Origin of the sequence: Microbacterium sp. 1262 (genome assembly GCF_040544895.1) — a bacterium.
Classification (GTDB): domain Bacteria; phylum Actinomycetota; class Actinomycetes; order Actinomycetales; family Microbacteriaceae; genus Microbacterium; species Microbacterium plantarum.
The window spans coordinates 1664947-1686541 of sequence record NZ_JBEPKU010000001.1; the positions used below are offsets into that span (position 1 = coordinate 1664947).

At 70.1% G+C, this 21595-nt stretch carries 20 protein-coding genes; 8 read left to right on the top strand and 12 right to left on the bottom strand.

What is annotated here, in order from left to right; translation table 11 throughout:
• Position 1 precedes the first annotated feature (1 nt).
• From ABIC53_RS07980 to ABIC53_RS08010, 7 genes are all read right to left on the bottom strand, one after another.
• Positions 2–451, bottom strand: a complete 450-nt coding sequence (locus ABIC53_RS07980; RefSeq protein ID WP_354451011.1) for a tetratricopeptide repeat protein — start codon at positions 449–451, stop codon at positions 2–4.
• Positions 448–1263: a 4-hydroxy-tetrahydrodipicolinate reductase gene (dapB, locus tag ABIC53_RS07985; protein WP_354451013.1), complete on the bottom strand. Its 816-nt coding sequence runs from the start codon at positions 1261–1263 to the stop codon at positions 448–450. Before dapB ends, ABIC53_RS07980 begins: the two co-directional genes overlap by 4 nt.
• Before the next feature lie 10 nt (positions 1264–1273).
• The gene (locus ABIC53_RS07990) at positions 1274–2095 is read right to left on the bottom strand and encodes a sulfite exporter TauE/SafE family protein (protein ID WP_112615043.1); all 822 of its coding nucleotides are present in this window, start codon (positions 2093–2095) and stop codon (positions 1274–1276) included.
• 64 nt (positions 2096–2159) lie between these two features.
• Positions 2160–2747 carry a GrpB family protein gene (locus ABIC53_RS07995; RefSeq protein WP_323987427.1) on the bottom strand — a complete coding sequence of 196 codons (588 nt, stop codon included), beginning with the start codon at positions 2745–2747 and terminating at the stop codon, positions 2160–2162.
• Positions 2748–2751: 4 nt separating this feature from the next.
• Positions 2752–3351 (bottom strand): histidine phosphatase family protein, encoded by a 600-nt coding sequence (locus tag ABIC53_RS08000; RefSeq protein ID WP_112613727.1) that lies wholly within the window; start codon positions 3349–3351, stop codon positions 2752–2754.
• A gap of 85 nt (positions 3352–3436) precedes the next feature.
• Positions 3437–4459: an aldo/keto reductase gene (locus tag ABIC53_RS08005; RefSeq protein WP_112613725.1), complete on the bottom strand. Its 1023-nt coding sequence runs from the start codon at positions 4457–4459 to the stop codon at positions 3437–3439.
• Between the two features lie 199 nt (positions 4460–4658).
• Positions 4659–6938 carry a polyribonucleotide nucleotidyltransferase gene (locus ABIC53_RS08010; RefSeq protein ID WP_354451016.1) on the bottom strand — a complete coding sequence of 760 codons (2280 nt, stop codon included), beginning with the start codon at positions 6936–6938 and terminating at the stop codon, positions 4659–4661.
• A gap of 289 nt (positions 6939–7227) precedes the next feature.
• Here ABIC53_RS08010 and ABIC53_RS08015 point away from each other — a divergent pair, with 289 nt between their 5' ends.
• Entirely contained in the window at positions 7228–7410 is a 183-nt protein-coding gene (locus tag ABIC53_RS08015; RefSeq protein WP_036304634.1) for a DUF5302 domain-containing protein, read from the top strand.
• A gap of 128 nt (positions 7411–7538) precedes the next feature.
• Positions 7539–9002 (top strand): HNH endonuclease signature motif containing protein, encoded by a 1464-nt coding sequence (locus tag ABIC53_RS08020; RefSeq protein WP_502915517.1) that lies wholly within the window; start codon positions 7539–7541, stop codon positions 9000–9002.
• Positions 9003–9137: 135 nt separating this feature from the next.
• Here the strand turns inward: ABIC53_RS08020 and ABIC53_RS08025 are convergent, their stop codons facing one another.
• Positions 9138–10586, bottom strand: coding sequence for a cation:dicarboxylate symporter family transporter (locus ABIC53_RS08025; RefSeq protein WP_354451018.1), 1449 nt, complete (start codon positions 10584–10586; stop codon positions 9138–9140).
• 117 nt (positions 10587–10703) lie between these two features.
• Between ABIC53_RS08025 and ABIC53_RS08030 the strand changes: the two genes are divergently transcribed.
• Together ABIC53_RS08030 and ABIC53_RS08035 are read left to right on the top strand one after the other, a co-directional pair.
• The gene (locus tag ABIC53_RS08030) at positions 10704–12008 is read left to right on the top strand and encodes a sensor histidine kinase (RefSeq protein WP_354451020.1); all 1305 of its coding nucleotides are present in this window, start codon (positions 10704–10706) and stop codon (positions 12006–12008) included.
• The gene (locus tag ABIC53_RS08035) at positions 12005–12685 is read left to right on the top strand and encodes a response regulator (protein ID WP_282502275.1); all 681 of its coding nucleotides are present in this window, start codon (positions 12005–12007) and stop codon (positions 12683–12685) included. The genes ABIC53_RS08030 and ABIC53_RS08035 overlap by 4 nt, the downstream gene beginning before the upstream one ends.
• Positions 12686–12747: 62 nt before the next feature.
• Here the strand turns inward: ABIC53_RS08035 and ABIC53_RS08040 are convergent, their stop codons facing one another.
• The gene (locus ABIC53_RS08040; protein ID WP_354451023.1) at positions 12748–14736 is read right to left on the bottom strand and encodes a glycosyltransferase; all 1989 of its coding nucleotides are present in this window, start codon (positions 14734–14736) and stop codon (positions 12748–12750) included.
• A 150-nt stretch (positions 14737–14886) separates the two neighbouring features.
• Here ABIC53_RS08040 and ABIC53_RS08045 point away from each other — a divergent pair, with 150 nt between their 5' ends.
• Positions 14887–15570, top strand: a complete 684-nt coding sequence (locus ABIC53_RS08045; RefSeq protein ID WP_354451025.1) for a DedA family protein — start codon at positions 14887–14889, stop codon at positions 15568–15570.
• On the opposite strand, the gene ABIC53_RS08050 is transcribed toward ABIC53_RS08045, so the two are convergent.
• Together ABIC53_RS08050 and ABIC53_RS08055 are read right to left on the bottom strand one after the other, a co-directional pair.
• Positions 15482–16126, bottom strand: coding sequence for a CE1759 family FMN reductase (locus ABIC53_RS08050; RefSeq protein WP_354451027.1), 645 nt, complete (start codon positions 16124–16126; stop codon positions 15482–15484). The genes ABIC53_RS08045 and ABIC53_RS08050 overlap by 89 nt on opposite strands.
• Complete coding sequence (locus ABIC53_RS08055; RefSeq protein WP_274178014.1) at positions 16123–17319, bottom strand: LLM class flavin-dependent oxidoreductase; 1197 nt, start codon at positions 17317–17319, stop codon at positions 16123–16125. The genes ABIC53_RS08050 and ABIC53_RS08055 overlap by 4 nt, the downstream gene beginning before the upstream one ends.
• Positions 17320–17466: 147 nt before the next feature.
• On the opposite strand from ABIC53_RS08055, the gene ABIC53_RS08060 reads away from it, so the two are divergent.
• Positions 17467–18630, top strand: a complete 1164-nt coding sequence (locus ABIC53_RS08060) for an acyltransferase family protein (RefSeq protein ID WP_282502272.1) — start codon at positions 17467–17469, stop codon at positions 18628–18630.
• 9 nt (positions 18631–18639) lie between these two features.
• Positions 18640–19653 carry an isopenicillin N synthase family dioxygenase gene (locus tag ABIC53_RS08065; protein WP_354451029.1) on the top strand — a complete coding sequence of 338 codons (1014 nt, stop codon included), beginning with the start codon at positions 18640–18642 and terminating at the stop codon, positions 19651–19653.
• Positions 19654–19838: 185 nt separating this feature from the next.
• Here ABIC53_RS08065 and rpsO read toward each other — a convergent pair whose 3' ends face one another.
• Positions 19839–20108, bottom strand: a complete 270-nt coding sequence (rpsO, locus tag ABIC53_RS08070; protein ID WP_023951820.1) for a 30S ribosomal protein S15 — start codon at positions 20106–20108, stop codon at positions 19839–19841.
• 118 nt (positions 20109–20226) lie between these two features.
• On the opposite strand from rpsO, the gene ABIC53_RS08075 reads away from it, so the two are divergent.
• Entirely contained in the window at positions 20227–21531 is a 1305-nt protein-coding gene (locus ABIC53_RS08075) for an MFS transporter (protein WP_354451031.1), read from the top strand.
• The last annotated feature ends 64 nt before the right edge of the window (positions 21532–21595 follow it).

Consider the following 21595-nt stretch of genomic DNA (forward strand, 5'->3'; position numbering starts at 1 on the left):
ATCAGGCGTTCCGCTCGGCCCGCTCGAGGGCGATCGCCGTACGGACCGCCTGTCGTGCGCGCCGGCGGTCGCCGGCGCCGTCGTAGGCGAGGCCCAGTCGGAACCATGCCCGCCAGTCGTCGGGTGCCTGCTCGACCGCTTCTCGGTAGCGCGGGAAGAGGGCATCGGCCTCGGCGCGGTCCGGTCGGCCGCTCGGGGCGAGATCGATGGTCTCCACGGGAAGCGCCGCCTCTTGCTCGAGCCGCTTCCCGAGCCGCGACGCACTCGCGCCGAACGCCAGCTCGCGCCACAGCGCCCATGCGGCGATGACCGGAAGGACGATCAGCGCGACGCCCATCGCGATGCCCACGGGCTCGCCGGACATCACGAGAAGCACGGCGCGTTGGGCGACGAAGACGATGTAGATGGCGAGCAGTGCCGCCATGATCAACGCCAGGATGCGGGCGCTCATGCTCCGGTGGCTCGCGCGACCTGACCCGGGACGTCGCCCTCGTCGGTCGGCGCGTTCTCGTTCGTCGCGGCGGGCGGCCGGATCCCGATGTCGATGAAGCTGTCGAGCCCGACGGTGATGCCGCGCGCGTCTCGGGCGGCGTCGAGCGCGATTCGGATGCCGGGCTCATAGGCTCGCGCGGGCTCGATCGTGTCGTGCACGATCGATAAGGCCTCGCCCGGGCCCGAGAGGATCGTCTCCTGGCGGGCGATGACGCCGGGCCGGCGCAGCGAATGGATCGGGACGCTGGCGACCTTCTGTCCGCGGGCGCGCTGGTCCGCGTGGGGCGACTCGACCGGACCGACGCCGGTGCGGGCAGCGGCGATGAGCTCGGCCGTGCGGACTGCGGTACCGCTCGGAGAGTCGACCTTGGTGTCGCGGTGCGCCTCGATGATCTCGATCGAGGGGAAGAGCGAGGCGGCTGCAGCGGCGAGGGCGCTGCCGACGACCGAGCCGAGCGAGAAGTTGGGGATGAAGACGACTCCGACGCCCGCAGCATCCGCAGCGGGGCGGATCTGCGCGATCCGCTCCTGCGACCAGCCCGACGTGCCGACGAGCACATTGAGGCCGCGCTCGACGGCTGCACGCACGACATCCGTCGACACGGCCGGGGTCGAGGCGTCGACGACGAGGTCGGCGCCGTCGATCTCGTCGAGGCTGCTGCGGCTCGTCAGGACCGCCGAGAGCTCGAAGCCCTCCGACGCCTCGATGACGTCTCGGATGATGCCGCCGAGCTTTCCGGTGCCGCCCACGAGGGCCACGCGCGTGGTCATGACCACCAGCCTACGCGGGCGCGAACTGCATGAACGTGTCCCAAGCGAGCTTCACGACGAGGATCGACAGCACGACGAGGAACACGATCCGCACGAAGCCGCTGCCGTTCTTCGTCGCCATGCGAGCGCCGATGAACCCGCCCGTCATGTTCGCCGCCGCCATGACGACGGCGAGCAGCAGGAGGATCTCGCCGTGCACCCCGTAGACGAGGAGCGCTGCGAGATTCGTGGTGAGATTGGCGATCTTGGCGTTGACGCTCGCCTGGAGGAAGCCGTATCCGAGCACGGCGACGAGCAGGATGACGAAGAACGAACCGGTGCCGGGACCGAGGATGCCGTCGTAGAAACCGACGACGATTCCGATGAGCGCCGAGCGCCACACGATGGCCGCACGCGACTCGTGGCGCGGCTCGTGGTTCAAGCCCATCTTGGGTTTCAGCAGCGTGTAGATCGCGACCGCCACGACCGCGACCAGCACGATCGGCGTCAGCAGTTCCCGCGGGACGTAGCGCGACAGCGCGGCCCCCACGGCCGACCCCCCGAATGCGCCGGCCACAAGCGGCACGAGGAGGACCAGTTGCACGCGGATGCGGCGCAGATAGACCCAGCTGGCCGAGAGCGTGCCCGCGAAGGACGACAGCTTGTTCGTCCCGAGGATGAAGGGCGTCGCGACATCCTTGGGCACGCCGATGACGAGGGCGGGGAGCTGGATCAGCCCTCCCCCGCCGACGACCGCGTCGACCCAGCCGGCCACCCCGGCCGCGACGATGAGGAAGATCAGCGCGGAGACGGAGACGGGAAGCCAGTCGGCGAGCAGAGGACCATCGAGCACCGATCGATTCTCCGGTTCGGTGCGCGCCGCGTCCAATCGGCAGGAGCCGGGCTCGCGCCGCGGATCAGCCGTGCATGTCGCTGAAGAACGCCGTCTTCGCTCGGGTGTAGTCGTCGTAATCGGCCTTGCCCGCGTTCGCAGCCGACAGTCGGCGCTTGAGGTCCTGATAGTGAGCGCTGAGCACGGGGTCGGCACAGAGGGCGTCGCGGAATCGCACCGTCTCGCGCGCCCATGGCGAATCGGAGCGGCGCACGTGCAGGATCACGTCGGCGCCGCGCGCGACGAACAGCCGCTTCTCCCAGACCTCATCGGGAACGTCCTCGGCACCACGCGGGATGTCGCGGCTGACACCGGGAGAATCAGGCCGAGACCCCCACTCGCGACGGAAGCCCACAGGTCCCAGTCGCGCGCTGAGCTCGTCCTCGGCCGGCAGGGGAAGGATGCTGACCTGGAGATCGATGATCGGCTTGGCGTCGAGTCCCGGTACCGCGGTCGACCCGATGTGGTCGAAGCGGGCGGCGTCGACTCCCGGCAGCCCGACGAGAGCGTTGTGGACGCGATCGAGGATCGCCCGCGCCTCGACGGCCCACGCGGGATCATGCGGCTGAAGCTGCGCGGGGTTACGGGGCTCTTCGGCGGGCGCCTCGGCCATCGGCTCAGACGGGAAGGATGTCGGGAAGGCCGGTGCGCAGCTCGACAGGGAGGTGCGAGAGGTCGTTGTGCGAGACCATCGTCCAGGGGCGGCCGGGGCGCTGCGCGAGCACGGTCAGCCCGCAGTGAGCCTGGTTGATCGTCAACCACCGCCAGTCGGGCGCCTGCAGCACCTCGCGCACGAACCAGGCGATGACGAAGTTGTGGGTGATCAGCAGTTCGTGGGCGTCGGGCTTGCGAGCGAGGAACTCCCCCACCGCATCCGCCATCTGCGCTGCGCCCGCCTCGGTCTCGGCCTCGGTGTACGACCCGAAGAAGGGCTCGTAGGCGGCGGGCGTATCGGGCGTCATACCGGTCGGGACGCAGTCGAACAGCAGAGACGACGCCTGCGGAGCCAGGGCCGGCAGGCGCTTGGCGACGGCGCGCGCCGTCTCTTGGGCGCGCTCGAGCGGCGAGTGCCAGACGGCGTCGAGGGGAACGCCGGAGATGCGATCGGCCAGCAGCTCGGCTTGACGGCGTCCACGCGGCGAGAGCGGGCCGTCTTCGAGACCGTGCTCGGCGTCCTGATGCTCTCCGTGGCGCACGAGGTAGAGATACTGCGTCACAGAAGCTCGATTCGAAACGATGAACAGGGCGCCATCCACCCTACGTCACCCCTCCGACAGGCGCTCCGCGGGATCACAGATCGGCTCACTCCACGGCGCGCGCGATCTCCGCGAGGTGCGAGCGACCGAGCCGGGCGCCGACACCCTGCACGAGCTGGTCGACGTGCGCGGGCCGGCTCGCATTGACGATCGGCGCCGTGACGACGCGCTGCGCGAGGAGCCAGGAGACCGCGATCGCTGCCGTCGAGACCGACAGCTCCTCCGAGATGCGGTCGAGCGCCTTCAGCGTCCGGGCGCCGCGACGGTTCATCCATGCGGCGAGCTGCGAGCCGCGCACCGATGACGACAGACCGGAACGATCGCGATGGCTCCCGGTGAGGTAGCCGTGCTCGAGAGCCTGCGAGGGCGTCACCGCGAGGCCCTGGGCGCCGGCGATGAGACGCAGGTCACCGTCGAACTCCGACCGGTGCAGCAGGTTGTAGGGAACATCCAGTGCGGCGAAACGCGGGTACCCCGCGGAAGACAGGATGCGGGCCTCGACGAGCTGCATCGCGGTGTATCCGGCCGCTCCCAGCGCTCCGACCTTCCCGCTCTCGACGAGCCATTCCGCCGTCGCGAGAGTGTCTTCGAGCGCCGTGACGCCGTCGGTCGCGGCATCCAGGTACAGCAGGTCGATGCGATCGATGCCCAGCCGGCCGAGCGACGCCTCCACCGACCGTACGAGATTCACCGAGCCGAGCCCAGGATTGTCGGGGTTGCCCCCCACCCGCACCGTGACGACGATGTCGTCGCGGTTTCCCCGACTGGAGAGCCAGCGGCCGATGATGTGCTCGCTGCGACCCGAGGCGTAGCCGTCGGAGGTGTGCAGGGCGTTGCCGCCGCGCTGCACATAAGCGTCGAGGACGGCGTGGCTCGCTGCGAGATCGATAGTCCACCCGAACTCGGAGCCGCCGAGGATGAGGGGGAAGATCCGCTTGCCGGTCTCGGCCAGGTCGACGCGGATGTCGGCGCCCACGGGCTTGCCGTGTACCGGGATCGGGCTGGAGGGATGCACGGCCGCGGCGGGCGCACCAGCGGCTGCGACCTGAGCCACCCGGTCCCCCGACATCACACACCTCCGTCGACACCGAGGAATCGCGGGGCGCGGCTCCTCGGCGCGCACTTCGAGAGTAGGACACCCCGCACCGGTGGGCGCGTATTGTCGCGAACGGGCCGTGAATTCCAGATAACTGTTTCATCACGGCCGCTCTGGGAACGACGGATGCCCGCCCCCGAGACGGGGACGGGCATCCGGGTGATCAGGAGATTCAGCCTTCGGCGGGAGCCTCGGGGCCCTCGCTCGCAGCGGCCGAGCCGTCCTGGTCAGCGGTCTCTTCGAGAACCGGCTCGAGGGAGAGCTTGCCGCGGTCGTCGATCTTCGTGATGCGCACGAGGATCTTCTGGCCGACGCCCAGGACGTCTTCGACGTTCTCGACGCGCTTGCCGTCGGCGAGCTTGCGGACCTCGCTGACGTGCAGCAGTCCGTCCTTGCCGGGCAGGAGCGAGATGAACGCGCCGAACGTCGCGATCTTCACGACGGTGCCCAGGAACTGCTCGCCGACCTCGGGGTTGGTGGGGTTGGCGATCGCGTTCACGCGGGCACGAGCGGCCTCGGCCGAGGGGCCGTCGGTCGCGCCGATGTAGACGGTGCCGTCCTCCTCGATCGAGATGTCGGCGCCGGTCTCGTCCTGGATCGAGTTGATCGTCTTGCCCTTGGGGCCGATCAGCTCACCGATCTTGTCGACCGGGATCTGGACGCTGATGACGCGCGGGGCGGTCGGTGCCATCTCGTCGGGACTGTCGATCGCGGCGTTGAGGACGCCGAGGATCGTCAGACGAGCCTCCTTGGCCTGGGTCAGCGCGGCCGAGAGCACCGACGACGGGATGCCGTCGAGCTTCGTGTCGAGCTGGATGGCCGTGACGAACTCGCTCGTGCCGGCGACCTTGAAGTCCATGTCGCCGAGCGCGTCCTCGGCGCCGAGGATGTCGGTCAGCGCCGCGTAGCGGGTCTCACCGTCGACCTGGTCGGAGACGAGACCCATCGCGATACCGGCGACCGGGGCGCGCAGGGGCACACCGGCGTTCAGCAGCGAGAGGGTCGAGGCGCACACCGAGCCCATCGAGGTCGAGCCGTTCGACCCGAGGGCCTCGGAGACCTGACGGATCGCGTACGGGAACTCCTCGCGGCTGGGCAGCACCGGCACGAGCGCGCGCTCGGCGAGGAAGCCGTGCCCGATCTCGCGACGCTTCGGGCTGCCGACGCGGCCGGTCTCACCGGTCGAGTAGGGCGGGAAGTTGTAGTGGTGCAGGTAGCGCTTGCTCGTCGTGGGCGACAGCGAGTCGATCTGCTGCTCCATCTTCAGCATGTTCAGCGTGGTGACGCCCAGGATCTGGGTCTCACCGCGCTGGAAGATCGCCGAGCCGTGGACGCGCGGGATGACCTGCACCTCGGCGTCGAGCGGACGGATGTCGGCCAGGCCGCGACCGTCGATGCGGACGCCCTCGCTGAGGATGCGACCGCGGACGATCTTCTTGGTGACCGACTTGTAGGCGGCGGAGAACTCCGCGAGCGCGGACGCCGGGAGCTGCTCGGCCTCGACGGCAGCGGCGACCTCGCCCTTGACGCGGTCCTTGATCGCGTCGTCGGCGTTCTGGCGCTCCTGCTTGTCGGCGATCTGGTAGACGCTCGTCAGCTCGCCGTAGGCGCGCTCGGCGACGAAGTCGTAGACCTCGGGCGCGTACGGCGGGAAGACGGGGTAGACGCCCGGCTCACGCGACGCGGATGCCGCCATCGACGCCTGCGCGTCGACGAGCTGCTTGATGAAGGGCTTCGCGGCCTCGAGGCCCTGTGCGACGACCTCTTCGCTCGGCTTGACGGCGCCGCCCTTGATGAGGTTCCAGCTGCCCTCGGTTGCCTCGGCCTCGACCATCATGATGGCCACTTCGCCGTCGGGGAGCACCCGGCCGGCGACGGTGAGGTCGAAGACGGCCTCTTCGACGACCTTCTGGTTCGGGAAGACGACCCACTGGTCCTCGTGCTCGCCGTGACCGGGGACGAGCGCCAGGCGCACGCCGGCGATCGGGCCGGAGAACGGCAGACCCGAGATCTGGGTCGACGCGGAGGCCGCGTTGATCGCGAGGGCGTCGTAGTACTCGCCGGGTGCGATCGAGAGGACCGTGATGACGATCTGGACCTCGTTGCGCAGGCCGTCGACGAACGACGGGCGCAGCGGGCGGTCGATCAGACGGCAGACGAGGATCGCCTCGGTCGAGGGGCGTCCCTCGCGGCGGAAGAACGAGCCGGGAATCTTGCCGGCGGCGTACGAGCGCTCTTCGACGTCGACGGTGAGCGGGAAGAAGTCGAAGCCTTCGCGCGGGTGCTTGCCGGCGCTGGTGGCCGAGAGGAGCATCGTCTCCTCATCGAGGTAGGCGGCAACGGCGCCCTGCGCCTGCTGTGCCAGGCGTCCGGTCTCGAACCGGACGGTGCGGGTGCCGAAGCGGCCGTTGTCGAGGACGGCTTCGGCTGCGGTGATTTCTGGACCTTCCAAGAGGTCCCTCCTTCTTTGTTTAGACTCGCACGCGCGTTTCGCGCACGAGATCGTGCGAAGGAGCGGGGCAGATATGGGCGCGCGGACGAAACCGCGAGAACCGCCTGCGCTGGTCACCAGTCGAAGATCACCATCTCCGCGATCGGCATTCGATCGGGATGGGAACCCACCACAGGGGACCAGCTTCCTGCCGGATCCGCTCCATGAGCTCAGTGTTGAATTGAGCGGGTGCCGGACGGCAACCTGCCCCAGCCTACCAGCGAGACCCTCGCCTGCGTATCGTGGCCTCATGAGCGAAGCAGACAAGCCCGCGGGCGCGGCATCCGACGATGTGAAGCGCAAGTTCCGCGAGGCGCTCGAAAAGAAGAACGCCCAGCACCGCACCGGAGAGGCACACCTCGACGGCGATTCGTCGGTGCACGCGTCGCACGGTGCCATGACGAAGCGGGAGTTCCGCCGCAAGAGCGGGTGACGCCGAACGGCCGCCCGCGAACGGGGCTCGGATGCTGACGCGTCCGGGCCCCGCCTGTATTTCTCGGGCGCTTCGGGGTGTGTGCAGAGTGGCGGGGCGATGTCGGAGGTTCGTGACAGTATTCGAACATGCATTCGAACGACGGGATCGGTAGCCGGGCAGGCTGCGGGATGGGCAGCGACGGCGACGTCGACGTCCTCGCTCAGCTGGTCGCGGATGCCGAGGGCGTTTCGGATGCCGCGCGAGCCGTGCAGATTCGTGAGGTTCGGGTGCTCGCGGCGGCTGGGCTGCTGGCCGAGAAGCAGGCCGCTGGGGCGTCGGAGAAGGTCAAGGCGCGCGAGATGGCGTTGCGGGGCATCGCCGCGGAACTTGCCGGAGTGTTCGTCACGACCGACCGCACTTTGCAACGGCGGATCGACGAGGCGCGCGATCTGGTTGAGAACTACCCGGTGACGATGGCGGCCTGGGAAGCCGGGCGCATCGTCCGCGGGCATGTCCGGGTGATTCAGGAGACGGGATGCCTCGTGCCCGCAGAGGGCCGGGCGGAGTTCGAGCGGGTCGCGATCGAGCGGTGCGAGGGCGAGAGGCCCAACCGGGTGCTGGAGACATTGCGGATGCTGGCGGAGCAGATGCACCCGCGGTCGTTCACCGAGCGGCACGAGGAGGCCGCGGCGGGGCGGTGCGTGCGAGTGCAGGTCGGGGCGGATGGGATGTCGGACCTGATCGCGACCTTGCCGACCGTGATCGCCGACGGGATCGTGGACCGGCTCACGCGGCAGGCGCGGGAGATCATCAACGCGCGGGCCCAGGCTGACGGGGCGGGTGGCGGCGCTGACGCTCGAGCCGACGCCCCTGACGCTCGAGCCGAGGCGCCTGGCGTTCGAGCCGACGCGAACGGCGGCTCACCCGGCGCCGACACGACGATTCGCGACGGGTCGTCGTTCGTCGACGATGCCCGCACGATCGATCAGGTCCGCGCCGACGTGTTCAGCGACCTCCTCCTGACTGGATCGCCGGCGCTCGACCCGACTGGCACCGGTGACGGCGGCGGAACGCTCGGGGCGATCCGGGCACACGTGCAAGTCGCCGTGTCCGCGCTGACACTCATGGGGCAAGACGAGGGGCCTGCCGATCTGGCGGGGCGCTCCCCCATCGATGCGAACACCGCACGCGAACTCGCCGGCAACGCGACCTCGTGGGACCGGCTGCTCACCCACCCGGTCACCGGAACCGTCCTCGAATGCGACAGCTACCGGCCCACCGCCGCCATGGTCAGGCTGCTGCGAGCCCGAGACCGGCACTGCCGATTCCCCGGATGCCGGCAACCCGCCATCCGCTGCGAGATCGACCACACCATCGCCGCATCCGACGGCGGCGCGACGCACGTGTGCAACCTCGCGAACCTCTGCAAAAGACACCACGACGTCAAACACCACACCCGATGGCGAGTACGACAACTCCCCGGCGGAAGGCTGATCTGGACCTCACCCACCGGACGGATCTACCGCGAAGACGCACCACCACCCCTCGTCGCATTCACGGTCGCCTTCACGTCCACAGAGCCACCCGGCCCCGGGGCCCCGCCATTCTGAGCGGTCGCGTTCCACCTTCTCCTCGCGGGGCCCGTCGCCCTGCGCGCCAGCGAGCCGGTTTCGCCTGCCGTCGAGAATGCCGGTGGCCACGGCATCCGATTTCTCGGATCCGCGGCCACCGGAGATCGGGAACCGTCAGCGCGTCGCGGCCTCGCGGCGGAGGCGAGCGCGCTCCTCCTTCGCCGCGGCCTCCTCGAGGGCGGCGTCACCGAGTCCCTGCGTGTTGACGGCGCCGGTGTCGTTCGACATCCCGTCGTGACCGTGACCGGTGAGCATCGCCTCGTCGAAGGGGCGCTCGCCGCTGAGCACGGCGCGGGCCTGGTCGCGGTCGAACTCGCGGGTCCAGGTTCCGATGAGGATCGTCGCGACCGCGTTCCCGGTGAAGTTGGTCAGCGCGCGACCCTCCGACATGAACCGGTCGATGCCGACGATCACGCCGACGCCGTTGACGAGGTCGGGCCGGTACGCCTGCAGACCGCCGGCGAGGGTCGCGAGGCCGGCGCCGGTGACTCCGGCCGCGCCCTTCGAGGCGATGATCATGAAGACCAGCAGTCCGATCTGCTCGGGGATCGACATCGGAGCGCCCATCCCGGCGGCGATGAACAGCGACGCCATCGTGAGGTAGATGGCCGTCCCATCGAGGTTGAACGAGTATCCCGTGGGGACCGTGATACCCACGACCGGCTTCGAGACGCCGACGTGCTCCATCTTGGCGATCAGGCGGGGCAGCGCGGACTCGCTCGACGAGGTCCCGACGATCAGCAGGTACTCGCGGGCGAGGTACTTCATCAGGCTGAAGATGTTGATCCGCGCCACGGCGTAGAGCAGCGTGCCGAGCACCGCGACGATGAAGACGATGCACGTGATGTAGAACGCGATCATCAGCACACCGAGGCTCACGATGGCGGCGACACCGGTCTTGCCGACCACCGCGGCGATCGCACCGAAGGCGCCGATCGGAGCAAGCCACAGGATCATGCCGAGGATGCGGAAGACCAGCGTCTGCAGGTTCTTCACGGCGCTCATGATCGGGGCGCCCTTCTCGCCGAGTCCCTGCAACGCGAAGCCGACTAGCAGCGCGATGAACAGCACCTGGAGCACGCTCTCACCGGTGAACGCCGAGAAGAAGGTGGTCGGGATGATGCCGAGCAGGAAGTCGGTCGTCGACTTCGCCTCGGCCGCCGCCCCGGCGTCGTAGACCGCGCTCTGCATGTTGAGCCCCTCACCCGGGTGGATGATGTTGCCCACGATGAGTCCGATCGCCAAGGCGAAGGTCGACATCACCATGAAGTACAGCAGCGCGAGACCGCCGATGCGCCCGACCGTCGCGGCCTTCGCGATGGAGCCGACGCCCACCACGATCGTGCAGAAGATGATCGGCGCGATCATCATCTTGATGAGGTTGACGAAGCCCTTGCCGAGCGGCTCGAGACCGACGGCGAAGGAAGGCCATACGAGGCCGACGACCGCGCCCACCACGACCGCCAGGATGACCGAGACGTAGAGCCACGTGTGCTTGTCCCAGGCCTGCTTGCCTTTCCGGGCGTTGTACCCCGGCAGGCGGAAAGATGATGTGAGAGCCATGGTCTCCTCCAGCTGAACAGTCGTTGTCCGATGCCGACGTCTCTGTCGGTGCGCTCTCAGCGTCCGGCCGTTCCGCGCGGACGCCGATTTATGGTCGTATTGGTCACGGCCTGCGACGTGGCAGCACCCGACGACGACGACGACGAGAGCGAGAGCGGCATGACAACGCGCACCCGCAGCGCCGCTTCGCTCGTGTTCGTCGCGGTCGCGGTGGCCGTGGCGCTCCTCACCCTGGCGATCGCCGGCATCCTCATCGCCGACGGCCAGCGGTCCGCGCGGTCCGAGGCCGAGCGCGTCACCCAGGCCGTCGCGCAGACCGTCGCCGACTCGGCGCAGGTCGCCGACCTCCTCGCCGCCGGCGACCGCGACCTCGCATCCGCGGAGCTGCAGCCCCAGGTCGAACAGGTGATCGTCGATGCCCGCGTCGACTTCGTCACGATCATGGACCCGAGCGGCATCCGGATCACGCATCGCGACGCCGAGCGGATCGGCGAGCGCTACCTGGGTTCGATCCCCACCACGTCACGCGCGTTGACGGAAGAGTTCACGGGCACCCTCGGCCCCTCGATCCGCACCATCGTGCCCGTGGAGAGCGGCGGCGCCGTCGTCGGGTGGGTCTCTGTCGGCGTGACCATCGGCAGCATCGCGGCGACTCTGGGGCCCCGCATCCTCGTCGTCGTCGGCATCGCGGCCGCGCTCCTGGCGGCCGGTCTCGTCGGAGCCGTCGTCGCGCGTCGGGCGACGCGGCAGGTCACCGGAGACCTGCCCGCCGGCGCCGTCCGCGACGCCGTCTCGTCGTTCGAGTCGCTCCGTACGCTCGGCGAAGCCCTGCGGGCGCAGACCCATGAGCACGGCAACCGCATGCACACCGCCATCGCCCTGCTGGAGCTGGGTCGCACCCCCGAGGCGATCGAGATCCTCGCCGAGACCTCGCGGCAGAGTCAGGTGCTGGTCGATGAGGTCGCCGCCCGCCGCGAGGGCGATCCGACTGTCGGGGCGCTGCTGCTCGGCAAGGCCTCGCAGGCCAAGGAACGCGGCATCCGGTGGCGCTCCCGCATCGAACCCGACGCGCCTCGCTCGGTGCTCTCGCCGGTCGACGCCGTCTCGGTCGTCGGTAATCTCATCGACAATGCGCTCGACGCCGCCGCCGGCGGGCCCGAACCGCGCTGGGTGGAGATCAGGATGACGCGCACCGAGGAGGACGAGCTCGAGATCGCCGTGTCGGACTCGGGAACCGGCGTCCCTCCCGAGCTCCGGCGCCGGATCTTCGAGCACGGCTTCTCCACGAAACCCGCCGGCGCCGAAGGACGTGGTGTCGGTCTCGCCCTCGTCGCAGCGATCGTCGACGACGCCGGCGGTAGCCTCACCCTCGATCACGACCCGACGACGTTCCGCGTCATCCTGCCGAGGAGGGAAACATGATCGGCGTGCTGCTGGTCGACGACGAAGCCCTCACCCTCGACCTCCACCGCCACTACATCGAGCGGCTGGACGGATTCCGGGTCGTCGCCGAGTGCAGCGGCGCACGTGCCGCCCTGCGAGCCCTCCTCGACAGCCCGGCCACGGACGAGATCGACCTCGTGCTTCTGGACATGACGATGCCCGACGGATCGGGACTCGACGTCCTGCGCCATGTGCGCGCGCGAGCCCGGGATGTCGACGTCATCGCGATCACCTCGGTGCGGGATGCCGACGTGGTGCGCCAGGTCGTCGGCCTCGGCGCGGTGCAATATCTCGTGAAGCCCTTCACCTTCGCCGACTTCCAGGAACGGATGTCGCAGTACGCGCGCTACCGCGAGCGCGCGAGCGAGACCACGGGCGCGGCGACCCAGGCCGAGATCGACGCGATGCTGGGGGCGCTGCGCCCGGTCACGGCGCCCGTCCCCAAGGGGCTCTCTCCCGAGACGCTCGAGCGCGTGTCGAACCGGCTCCGCGAGGCCGGAGCCCTGTCCGCCCGCGAGGCTGCGGAGGCGCTCGGGATGTCGCGCGTCGCGGCGCGACGATACCTCGAGCACCTCGCCGACGCCGGCCGTGCCGAACGGGCCCAGCGCTACGGGGCCCCCGGCCGCCCCGAGGCCGAGTACCGCTGGCGCCCCTGACCGCGCGTCGCTCCCGGCGGGGCGGGGCGGGGGCGGGGCGGGGCGGGGCGGGACGGGGCGGGCTACTGCTGTGGGAGGGACGAGCGGCGCGGGGCCGTGGGGCCGATGCGCACGTAGGCGGGGAGCTTGGGGGCGACGCCGTCGCCGGCCGTGCGGCCGCGCAGGCGCCGCCACATCCACGGGAGTGCATCGCGACGCAGCCACGTTCCCGGCACGACGGGATCGTCGTCGAGATGGAAGGCCTCGTCGAGCTCGGCGAGCGCCTCGGCGTGCGGCACCCCGAGCGCTTCCGCCGCGCGATAGGCCACGAGCCGATGCCCGCGCGAGCGCAGATGCACCTTGTCGTCGGCCCACAGCTCGAGGCGGGCGAGTTCCGGCACAGCCTCGAGGTCGACCAGGATGGCGCCCGTCCTCGACGCGATCGTTCGCAGCCGGGCGTTGTAGGCGGCGAAGCGCCGCGCGAAGATGCTCGCTGCGGCCCGCCCCGGAAGGAACACCGTGGCGAGCAGCACGTCCGCCCCGGATTCCCGCAACCGCCGGACCGCGATCTCGACCTCGTCGGCGACGCTCGCGACGTCCACCCGGGCCTGCACGAGGTCGTTGGCACCGATGAGCACCGAGACGAGTTCGGGCCGCAGCGCCAGGCACGCCGGAACCTGCTCGTCGACGAGGTGCCGTACCCGTTTGCTGCGCACCGCGAGGTTCGCGTACTGGAAGGCTGCGGTTCCCCCACCGGCTCGCGGCGCCGCCGAGGCGAGCAGCTGAGCGAGACGATCGGCCCATCCCCGGTGCATCCCCGCCGGCATGCGCGACGTGTCGCAGAGCCCCTCGGTGATCGAGTCGCCCAGCGCGACGTAGCGCCGCCACAGCGGGGGTCCGTCGCCCGCGACGGGCAGCTCGGCGCGCGGCCACACGCGAGCCCGCCGGGCACGGTCGATCGCATGCAGCTCGCCCGCACGCTCGTAGTGGCCGAGCAGGGCATCGCCGAGGCTCTCCCAGGTGCGCCCGGCGACGGCCTCCCGGGCCGCCGCGCCGAACGCGCGCCGCTTCGCCGCGTCCCCCGCCAGGTCGGCGACCCGGCTGCGGAGGTCGTCGGCATCGCCGGGCCGGTAGAGCCACCCGTCGACACTGCTGCGCACCAGGTCGAGCGGGCCGCCGCGACCCGTCGCGACCACCGGTACACCGCTCGCCTGCGCCTCCTGGATGGTCTGGCCGAACGTCTCGCTCTCGCCCGGGTGCACGAAAACGTCGAAGCTGGCCATCACGGTGGCGAGCTCGTCCCCCTGCAGATGCCCGAGGAAGACGGCATCCGGCAAGAGGCTCTCCAGACTCGTCCGCGAGGGCCCGTCGCCCACGATGACCAGTCGCACGCCGGGCAGCGAGCTGAGCGCCGCCAGGTCCTCGATCTGCTTCTCGGGGGCGAGCCGCCCGACATATCCGACCACGACGTCGCCGTCGGCCGTTTCCGGAACGACCCGCCCGCGCCACGCCTCGTCGCGGCGGTGGGGCGCGAAGCGGATGCCGTCGACCCCGCGGCCCCAGATCGCGACGCGATCGACACCGAGGTCCTGCAGCTGCCGCCGTGCCGCGTCGGCGGGGGCGAGCGTCAGCGTCGCGCGACGATGCAGCCGCCGCACGTGAGCCGCCGTCAGGGCCGTGGCGTGGGGCACGCCGTAGCGCTCGGTGTAGGCGATGACATCGGTCTGGTAGACGGCGACGCTCGGCAGGCCGAGACCCTCGGCCGCGAGCAGCCCCTGCCAGCCGAGAAGGAACGGCGATGCGAGGTGCACCACGTCGGGGCGGAACTCTCGCAGCGCCCGCGCGACCGAGACGACGGGCGGGGCCGCCACGCGCACGGCCGGATACCGGGGCATCGGGATCGACCGCACCGCTCGCCCCGGAACGGCGAGCGGATGCCGTCGCCCCGCGCCCGGCGCGACGACGAAGGCATCGTGCCCGCGATGCTCGAGATGCTCGAGCACCCGCAGGACCGAACCGGTCACGCCGTTCATGTGGGGAAGGAAGGACTCGGTGACCACCGCGACTCTCACGAGACCAGGGTGTCGCCGACGGCGCGCCACTGTCTGCTGAACCAGCCGGAATCGCGCACTGTTCACACGATCCTCCGCGCTCGGTCACCTCGCGGACGCCTGACCGTCGCCGTTCCCGCTCCGTTCATCCACGGCTGATAGGGATGCCGCGTGCTCGACGACCTGCTGACCGCGATGTCCGGCGGCCCCTGGCTCCTCGTCGCGGTCTTCGCGCTCGTCCTCCTCGACTCCGTCCTGGTCGTCGTCCCCGGCGAGATCGCGGTGACGGCGGCGGGAGCGCTCGCCGCGTCGACCGGCGATCCCCCGCTGGCGGCCGTCGTCGGTGTCGCCGCATCCGCTGCGTTCTGCGGGGATGCGCTCTGCTACGCCGTGGGGCGTCGGATCGGCCTCCGCCGGTGGCGGTGGATGCGGCACCGGCGCGTGCAGCGCGCGTTCGCATGGGCGGGGGCTCGGCTGCAGCGGGGAACCGCGACGGTCGTCTTCACCGCCCGCTTCATCCCCTTCGCGCGCCTCGCGGTCAATCTCACCGCGGGCGCGACGCGAGTATCGGCCGTGCGCTTCCTCGCCATCGCCGGAGTCGCGGCGACGGCCTGGGCCACCTATCAGAGCGTCATCGGCGCGGCGATCGGCGCGCTCCTGCCCGATGCCCCGCTGCTTGCGGTGCTCCTGTCGGTGGCCGCGGCGCTGGCGCTGGGCGCCGCGATCGATGTGATCACGGCCGCCCTCACGCGGCGCCGCGAGCGGGTCACTCCCCGGCGAGACCGCCGAGCAGGTGACCGAACGACTTGCCCTCGCCCAGGTACGAGGCGGGGTCGAAAGGATCACCGTCCGTGACGGGCGTGCGTGCCACGACGGCCGCAGCGAGCTCCCGTGCGCCGCGCTCGACCCGCGCGCTCAGCGGAGCGACCTCGTCGGCCTTGCTCCCCCAGTCGCTCGACGCCGCGAAGACGCCGGTCGAGACCGGGGCCGCGTGCAGGTACGCGAACAGCGGCCGGATGGCATAGTCGATCGCGAGCGAGTGACGAGCCGTGCCCGCGTTCGCCCCGATGAGCACGGGCTTCCCGGTGAGCGAGTCGGGGTCGAGCACGTCGATGAACGACTTGAACAGCCCGGAGTAGCTCGTCGAGAAGATCGGCGTCACAGCGATGAGCGCGTCGGCCGAGACGACCGAGTTGATCGCCGACTCGAGGGCGGGCGGGGCGAAACCCGTCAGCAGGTTGTTCGTGATGTCGTGCGCGAGATCGCGCAGCTCGATGACGTCCGCTGTCGCGGTGATGTCGGATGCCGTGAGCTCGGCGATCGTCGCCGTCGCGAGCCGGTCGGCGAGCATGCGGGTCGACGACGGGTTCGACAGGCCGGCCGAGACGACCGCGACACGCCGCGCGCTCATCGTGCCGCCGCCACACCGAAGGCCGAACCTGCGGGCGCGGGAGCGTCCTGGTAGGGCGAGGGGCCGCTGAGGTTGTCTCCGCGATTGGCGCGGGGCCGCGCTTCGCGCGCCGGGCCGTCGCCGTACACCTCACGGACGCGCGCGGCGTGCGTCGGGGCGTCGGGCACTGCCGCGCCACGACCCTGCGCGAGCTCCTTCCGAAGCACCGGGACGACCTCGCCGCCCAGGATGTCGAGCTGCTCGAGCACGGTCTTCAGCGGCAGGCCCGCGTGGTCGATGAGGAACAGCTGACGCTGGTAGTCGCCGAACGTCTCGCGCATCGCCGCGTACCGGTCGATGACCTGCTGCGGCGACCCGACGGTGAGGGGCGTCATCTCGCTGAAGTCCTCGAGCGAGGGGCCGTGACCGTAGACGGGGGCGTTGTCGAAGTACGGGCGGAACTTCCGAACGGCATCCTGCGAGTTGGCGCTCATGAACACCTGGCCGCCGAGACCGACGATCGCCTGCTCGGGCGTGCCGTGGCCGTAGTGCGCGAAGCGCTGACGGTACAGGTCGATGAGGCGCTGGTAGTGCTCCTTGGGCCAGAAGATGTTGTTCGCGAAGAAGCCGTCGCCGTAGTAGGCGGCCTGCTCGGCGATCTCGGGGGTGCGGATCGAGCCGTGCCAGACGAACGGAGCGACGCCGTCGAGCGGACGGGGCGTCGAGGTGAAGCCCTGCAGCGGAGTGCGGAACTTGCCCTCCCAGTCGACGACGTCCTCACGCCACAGCTTGTGCAGCAGGGCGTAGTTCTCGATCGCGAGCGGCAGGCCCTGACGGATGTCCTTGCCGAACCACGGGTAGACCGGGCCGGTGTTGCCGCGCCCCATGATGAGGTCGACGCGGCCGCCCGACAGGTGCTGAAGCATCGCGTAGTCCTCGGCGATCTTCACCGGGTCGTTCGTCGTGATGAGCGTCGTGGCCGTGGAGAGGATGAGGCGTTCGGTCTGCGCCGCGATGTAGGCGAGCGTCGTGGTGGGCGACGACGACCAGAACGGCGGGTTGTGGTGCTCGCCGATCGCGTAGACGTCGAGCCCGACATCCTCGGCATGCTTGGCGATGGTCACGGCGGCGCGGATCTTCTCCGCTTCGCTCGGGGTGTGGCCGCTCGTCGGGTCTGCCGTGATGTCGCTCACGGAGAAGATGCCGAACTGCATCCCCGACCAGCCGGTGTTATCGCTCGTGTGCGTGTTCACGTCGGTCCGCCTTCCCGGATGCCGCGGCATCCGTTTCATGCAAATGAATATAAACCATGCAACGCGGTCGCGCTCGGACTATTCCCCCGGGATAGTGTTTCATCCACGATGACGCATCCCGCCACCGGCACGACCGGAACGCGCCCGAAGCGGCGCGTGCCCTTCTGGGACAACGCCCGCTTCGCCTGTATCGTGCTGGTGGTGCTGGGTCACGCGATCCAGCGCCTGACGTACGACTCCGACATCGCGATGGCGATGTACCTCGTGATCTACGCGTTCCACATGCCCGCGTTCGCGATCATCTCGGGCTACTTCTCCAAGTCCGACCCGCAATCGCGGCGGCAGATGGCCCGCGTCATCACCGACATCCTCGTGCCGTACGTGATCTTCGAGGGACTCTGGACGCTCACGAAGTTCCTCGTCGAGGGCCACGCGAACCCCAACCCGACCCAGCCCTCGTGGACGCTGTGGTTCCTGCTGGCGCTCGGGATCTTCCGCCTGGTCCTGCCCTACCTCGCGCTCCTGCGGTGGCCGCTCCTGTGGGCCTTCGCGATCTCGGTGATCTCCGGGTACCTCCCGAACATCGATTCGACGCTCTCGCTGTCGCGAACGCTCGGCTTCCTGCCCTTCTTCGTGCTCGGCTGGTGGCTGCGCGACCGCGACGTCGTCGACCGGTTCGACCTGCTGCGGCGCACCCCGACGACCGTGACGGCGGCCGTCGCGACGCTCGGGCTCGCGGGATGGGCGGCCTGGGCATTCATCGGAACATGGCGCGACATCAACCTCGGAAAGTGGATGTTCTACGACGCGAGCTACTCGGATGCGGGCAGCTCCGAATGGTGGGCGGGAGCCGTGCGGGTCGCCCTGCTGCTCGTGGCGCTCGCCCTCACGGCATCCTTCCTGGCCCTCGTCCCCCGCGGTTCGCACCGCTGGACCCGGCTCGGGCAGTACACGATGTACATCTACCTGCTGCACTCGTTCGTGCTGTACCCGTTCCGGGAGTCGGGCGTGCTGCGAGACGCCGAACCCACGTGGGTGTGGCTGCCGCTCGTCGTCGTCGCGTCGATCCTCATCGCTCTGGGTCTGGCCACGGCTCCGGTTCGACGAGTGTTCCGGCCGCTCGTCGAGCCCCGCCCGGCGTGGCTCTTCCGCGACCCGCAGCTCGCGGGCCGCGAGGGCCGGCGCAGCGACCCGACGGGGTCGCGTCGTCCGCGCGAGGCCGGCGAGGTCATCCCGCGCAACAAACGAGCGGATGCCGCAGAGGGCTCGTAGCCTCACTGCATGAGCGAGCTCTCCCTTCCCGTTCTCGACTTCTCCCAGCTCGACGGCGACGCCGCCGATGTCGCCCGCTTCCGCGACGAGCTGCGCGCCGCGACGCACGACGTCGGCTTCTTCTACCTCACCGGCACCGGCATCCCCGCCGGTCTCGAGGACCGGCTCCACCGCGTCGCGCGCGAGTTCTTCGACCTGCCCGAGGCCGACAAGCTCGCGATCGAGAACGTCAACAGCCCGCACTTCCGCGGCTACACGCGCGTCGGCGGCGAGCTCACGCAGGGCCGGGTCGACTGGCGCGAGCAGATCGACATCGGTCCCGAACGGTCCGCGGTCGACGACCCCGACGCGCCCGACTACGCCCGGCTCATCGGCCCCAACCTGTGGCCGGCCGCGCAGCCCGAGCTGCGCGAGGTCACCGACGCGTGGGTCGCGCACCTCTCCGAGGTCGCGCGGCGTCTGCTCCGCGCCTGGGCCGAGGCCCTCGGCGCCCCCGCGACGTACTTCGACGACCACTTCGGCGAGCCCCAGACCCTGCTGAAGATCGTCCGCTACCCCGGCAAGGACGACCCCACCCCGCAGCAGGGGGTCGGCGCGCACAAGGACTCGGGCGCCCTGACCCTCCTATGGGTCGAGCCCGGCAAGGGCGGCCTGCAGGTCGAGCGGGATGGCGAATGGGTCGACGCTCCGCCGGTGCCCGGGGCCTTCGTCGTCAACATCGGCGAGCTGCTCGAGTACGCGACCGACGGCTATCTCATCGCGACGAACCACCGCGTCGTGGCGCCGCGGTACCCGGACGACCGCATCTCGGTCCCGTTCTTCTTCAACCCCGCGCTCGACGCCCGGTTCCCGCTCATCGACCTGCCCGCCGAACTCGCCGCCGAGGCGAGAGGCGTCACGAAGGACCCGAGCAACCCCATCCACGGGGTGCACGGCGAGAACGCGCTGAAGTCGCGCCTGCGGGCCCACCCCGACGTCGCCGAGCGCTGGCACGCCGATCTACTCGCCGCGGCCCACCGCTGAGCACACACCACCGAACACCCGCCGCCGAACACGCACCGTCTCCGCGACAACGCACCAGACGGCGTACGTTCTCGCGGTGAAGGTACGTTCTCGCGGCGCGGGCTCGGGAAAAGCCGAAGGCCGCCCCACACCTGGGACGGCCTTCGCAAGAATGTTTTGCGCGATTGTGCGCGGAGTCGCTCTCCTTAGCGGCGGAGACCGAGGCGCTCGATCAGCGTACGGTAACGCTGGATGTCGAGCTCCTGGAGGTAGCCGAGCAGTCGACGGCGCTGACCGACGAGCAGGAAGAGCCCACGGCGCGAGTGGTGGTCGTGCTTGTGGGTCTTGAGGTGCTCGGTGAGGTCCTTGATGCGCTGCGACATGAGCGCGACCTGCACCTCGGGGGATCCGGTGTCACCGGGGTGCGTCGCGTACTCTTCGATGATCGCCTTCTTGACGTCTGCTTCGAGTGCCATAGATGGGATCCCCTTCCTTCTCATTGCGCGGCGCCCGTCACCCGATGTGCGAGCTCTCTTTATCCGCGGCCGATCGAACGGCAACCGCTCTACTGTACCAGTCATCTAGGCTCGCATGATGCGCCTGCGTCGGGATCACCTCATCGATCTGCGGCCGTTGACCACCTCCCCCGCCTTCGCGCGCATGTGGGTCGGCTCGACCCTCGCCGGCCTCGGCGGGCAGTTGACCATCGTCGCGATCATGCTCCACATGTACGACCTGACGGCGTCGACGTTCGCCGTCGCGATGATCGCGGTCGCCGGGCTCGTGCCGATGATCATCGCCGGCCTCTACGGGGGCATGCTCGCCGACGCGTTCGACCGGCGCCGGGTCGCCATCATCGCGGCATCCGTGACCTTCGTCTCGACGGCCGTCCTGATGGTGCTGACCTGGAGCGGCGGCGAGACGGTCGCGTGGCTCTACGCCATCGCGGTCGTGAACTCTGCTGCCAATTCGGTCGTCATGGCGGCACGGCAGGCGATCGTGCCGCGGCTGATCCCCCGCGAGCTGCTGCCCGCAGCCTCGGCGCTCGGCGGCATCACCATGGGGATCATGGTCTCGGTCGGGCCGGCCGCGGCCGGGCTGCTCGTGGCCTTCACCGGCTACGGCTGGACCTACACGATCGACCTCGTGCTCATGAGCGCCCTCTTCCTCGGCCTCTGGTCGTTGCCCAGCATCCGCCCGGAGGGCGCCGTCGTCCGCCCGGGCCTGCGATCGCTCGCCGACGGCTGGCGCTTCATCAAGCGCGCGAAGAACATCCGGCTGCAGTTCATCCTCGACATCATCGCGATGACGTTCGGTCAGCCCACCGCCCTCTTCCCCGCCATCGGCGCAGTGCTGCTCGGCGGCGGCGCGATCACGACGGGGCTGCTGACAGCCGCCATCGCCGTCGGCGCGTTCTTCTCGAGCCTGTTCTCGGGACCGATCGCGCGCTACCCGATGCACGGGCGCGGAATCGAGCGCGCCATCATCGCCTACGGCATCACGATCGCCCTGTTCGGCGCCGTCCTGCTCGCGGGGTCGTTCGGTGTACTCGCCCCGGGGACCGTAGGCGAGGAGTCCGCGAACGTCGCCCTGATCGCCCTCGCCGGCCTCGCGCTGGCCGGTTCCGGCGCGGCCGACAACGTCAGCTCGATCTACCGCAACACGATGGTGCAGGCCGCCGTCCCCGATGCGATCCGAGGCCGACTGCAGGGCCTGTTCATCGTGGTGGTCGCCGGCGGTCCGAGGCTGGGCGCGCTGTACGCCGGGACGCTCGCGACCGTCACGGCGCTGTGGTTCCCGCCACTGTTGGGCGGCTTCATCATCGTCGGTCTGGTGGCGCTCCTCGTGCGCCTCGCCCCCGCGTTCCGCGCCTACGACGCGGCCCACCCGACCCCGTGAGCCGGCCGACGCGCCCCCGGAGACACGACGAGGGGCGGATGCCGCAGCATCCGCCCCTCGGAGA

Coding starts and splice junctions, on each gene's coding strand:
- ABIC53_RS07980 (WP_354451011.1), bottom strand. CDS start 451: ATGAGCGCCCGCATCCTGGCGTTGATCATGGCGGCACTGCTCGCCATC.
- dapB (WP_354451013.1), bottom strand. CDS start 1,263: ATGACCACGCGCGTGGCCCTCGTGGGCGGCACCGGAAAGCTCGGCGGC.
- ABIC53_RS07995 (WP_323987427.1), bottom strand. CDS start 2,747: ATGGCCGAGGCGCCCGCCGAAGAGCCCCGTAACCCCGCGCAGCTTCAG.
- ABIC53_RS08005 (WP_112613725.1), bottom strand. CDS start 4,459: ATGTCGGGGGACCGGGTGGCTCAGGTCGCAGCCGCTGGTGCGCCCGCC.
- ABIC53_RS08015 (WP_036304634.1), top strand. CDS start 7,228: ATGAGCGAAGCAGACAAGCCCGCGGGCGCGGCATCCGACGATGTGAAG.
- ABIC53_RS08020 (WP_502915517.1), top strand. CDS start 7,539: ATGCATTCGAACGACGGGATCGGTAGCCGGGCAGGCTGCGGGATGGGC.
- ABIC53_RS08025 (WP_354451018.1), bottom strand. CDS start 10,586: ATGGCTCTCACATCATCTTTCCGCCTGCCGGGGTACAACGCCCGGAAA.
- ABIC53_RS08035 (WP_282502275.1), top strand. CDS start 12,005: ATGATCGGCGTGCTGCTGGTCGACGACGAAGCCCTCACCCTCGACCTC.
- ABIC53_RS08050 (WP_354451027.1), bottom strand. CDS start 16,126: ATGAGCGCGCGGCGTGTCGCGGTCGTCTCGGCCGGCCTGTCGAACCCG.
- ABIC53_RS08055 (WP_274178014.1), bottom strand. CDS start 17,319: ATGCAGTTCGGCATCTTCTCCGTGAGCGACATCACGGCAGACCCGACG.
- ABIC53_RS08060 (WP_282502272.1), top strand. CDS start 17,467: ATGACGCATCCCGCCACCGGCACGACCGGAACGCGCCCGAAGCGGCGC.
- ABIC53_RS08065 (WP_354451029.1), top strand. CDS start 18,640: ATGAGCGAGCTCTCCCTTCCCGTTCTCGACTTCTCCCAGCTCGACGGC.
- rpsO (WP_023951820.1), bottom strand. CDS start 20,108: ATGGCACTCGAAGCAGACGTCAAGAAGGCGATCATCGAAGAGTACGCG.
- ABIC53_RS08075 (WP_354451031.1), top strand. CDS start 20,227: ATGCGCCTGCGTCGGGATCACCTCATCGATCTGCGGCCGTTGACCACC.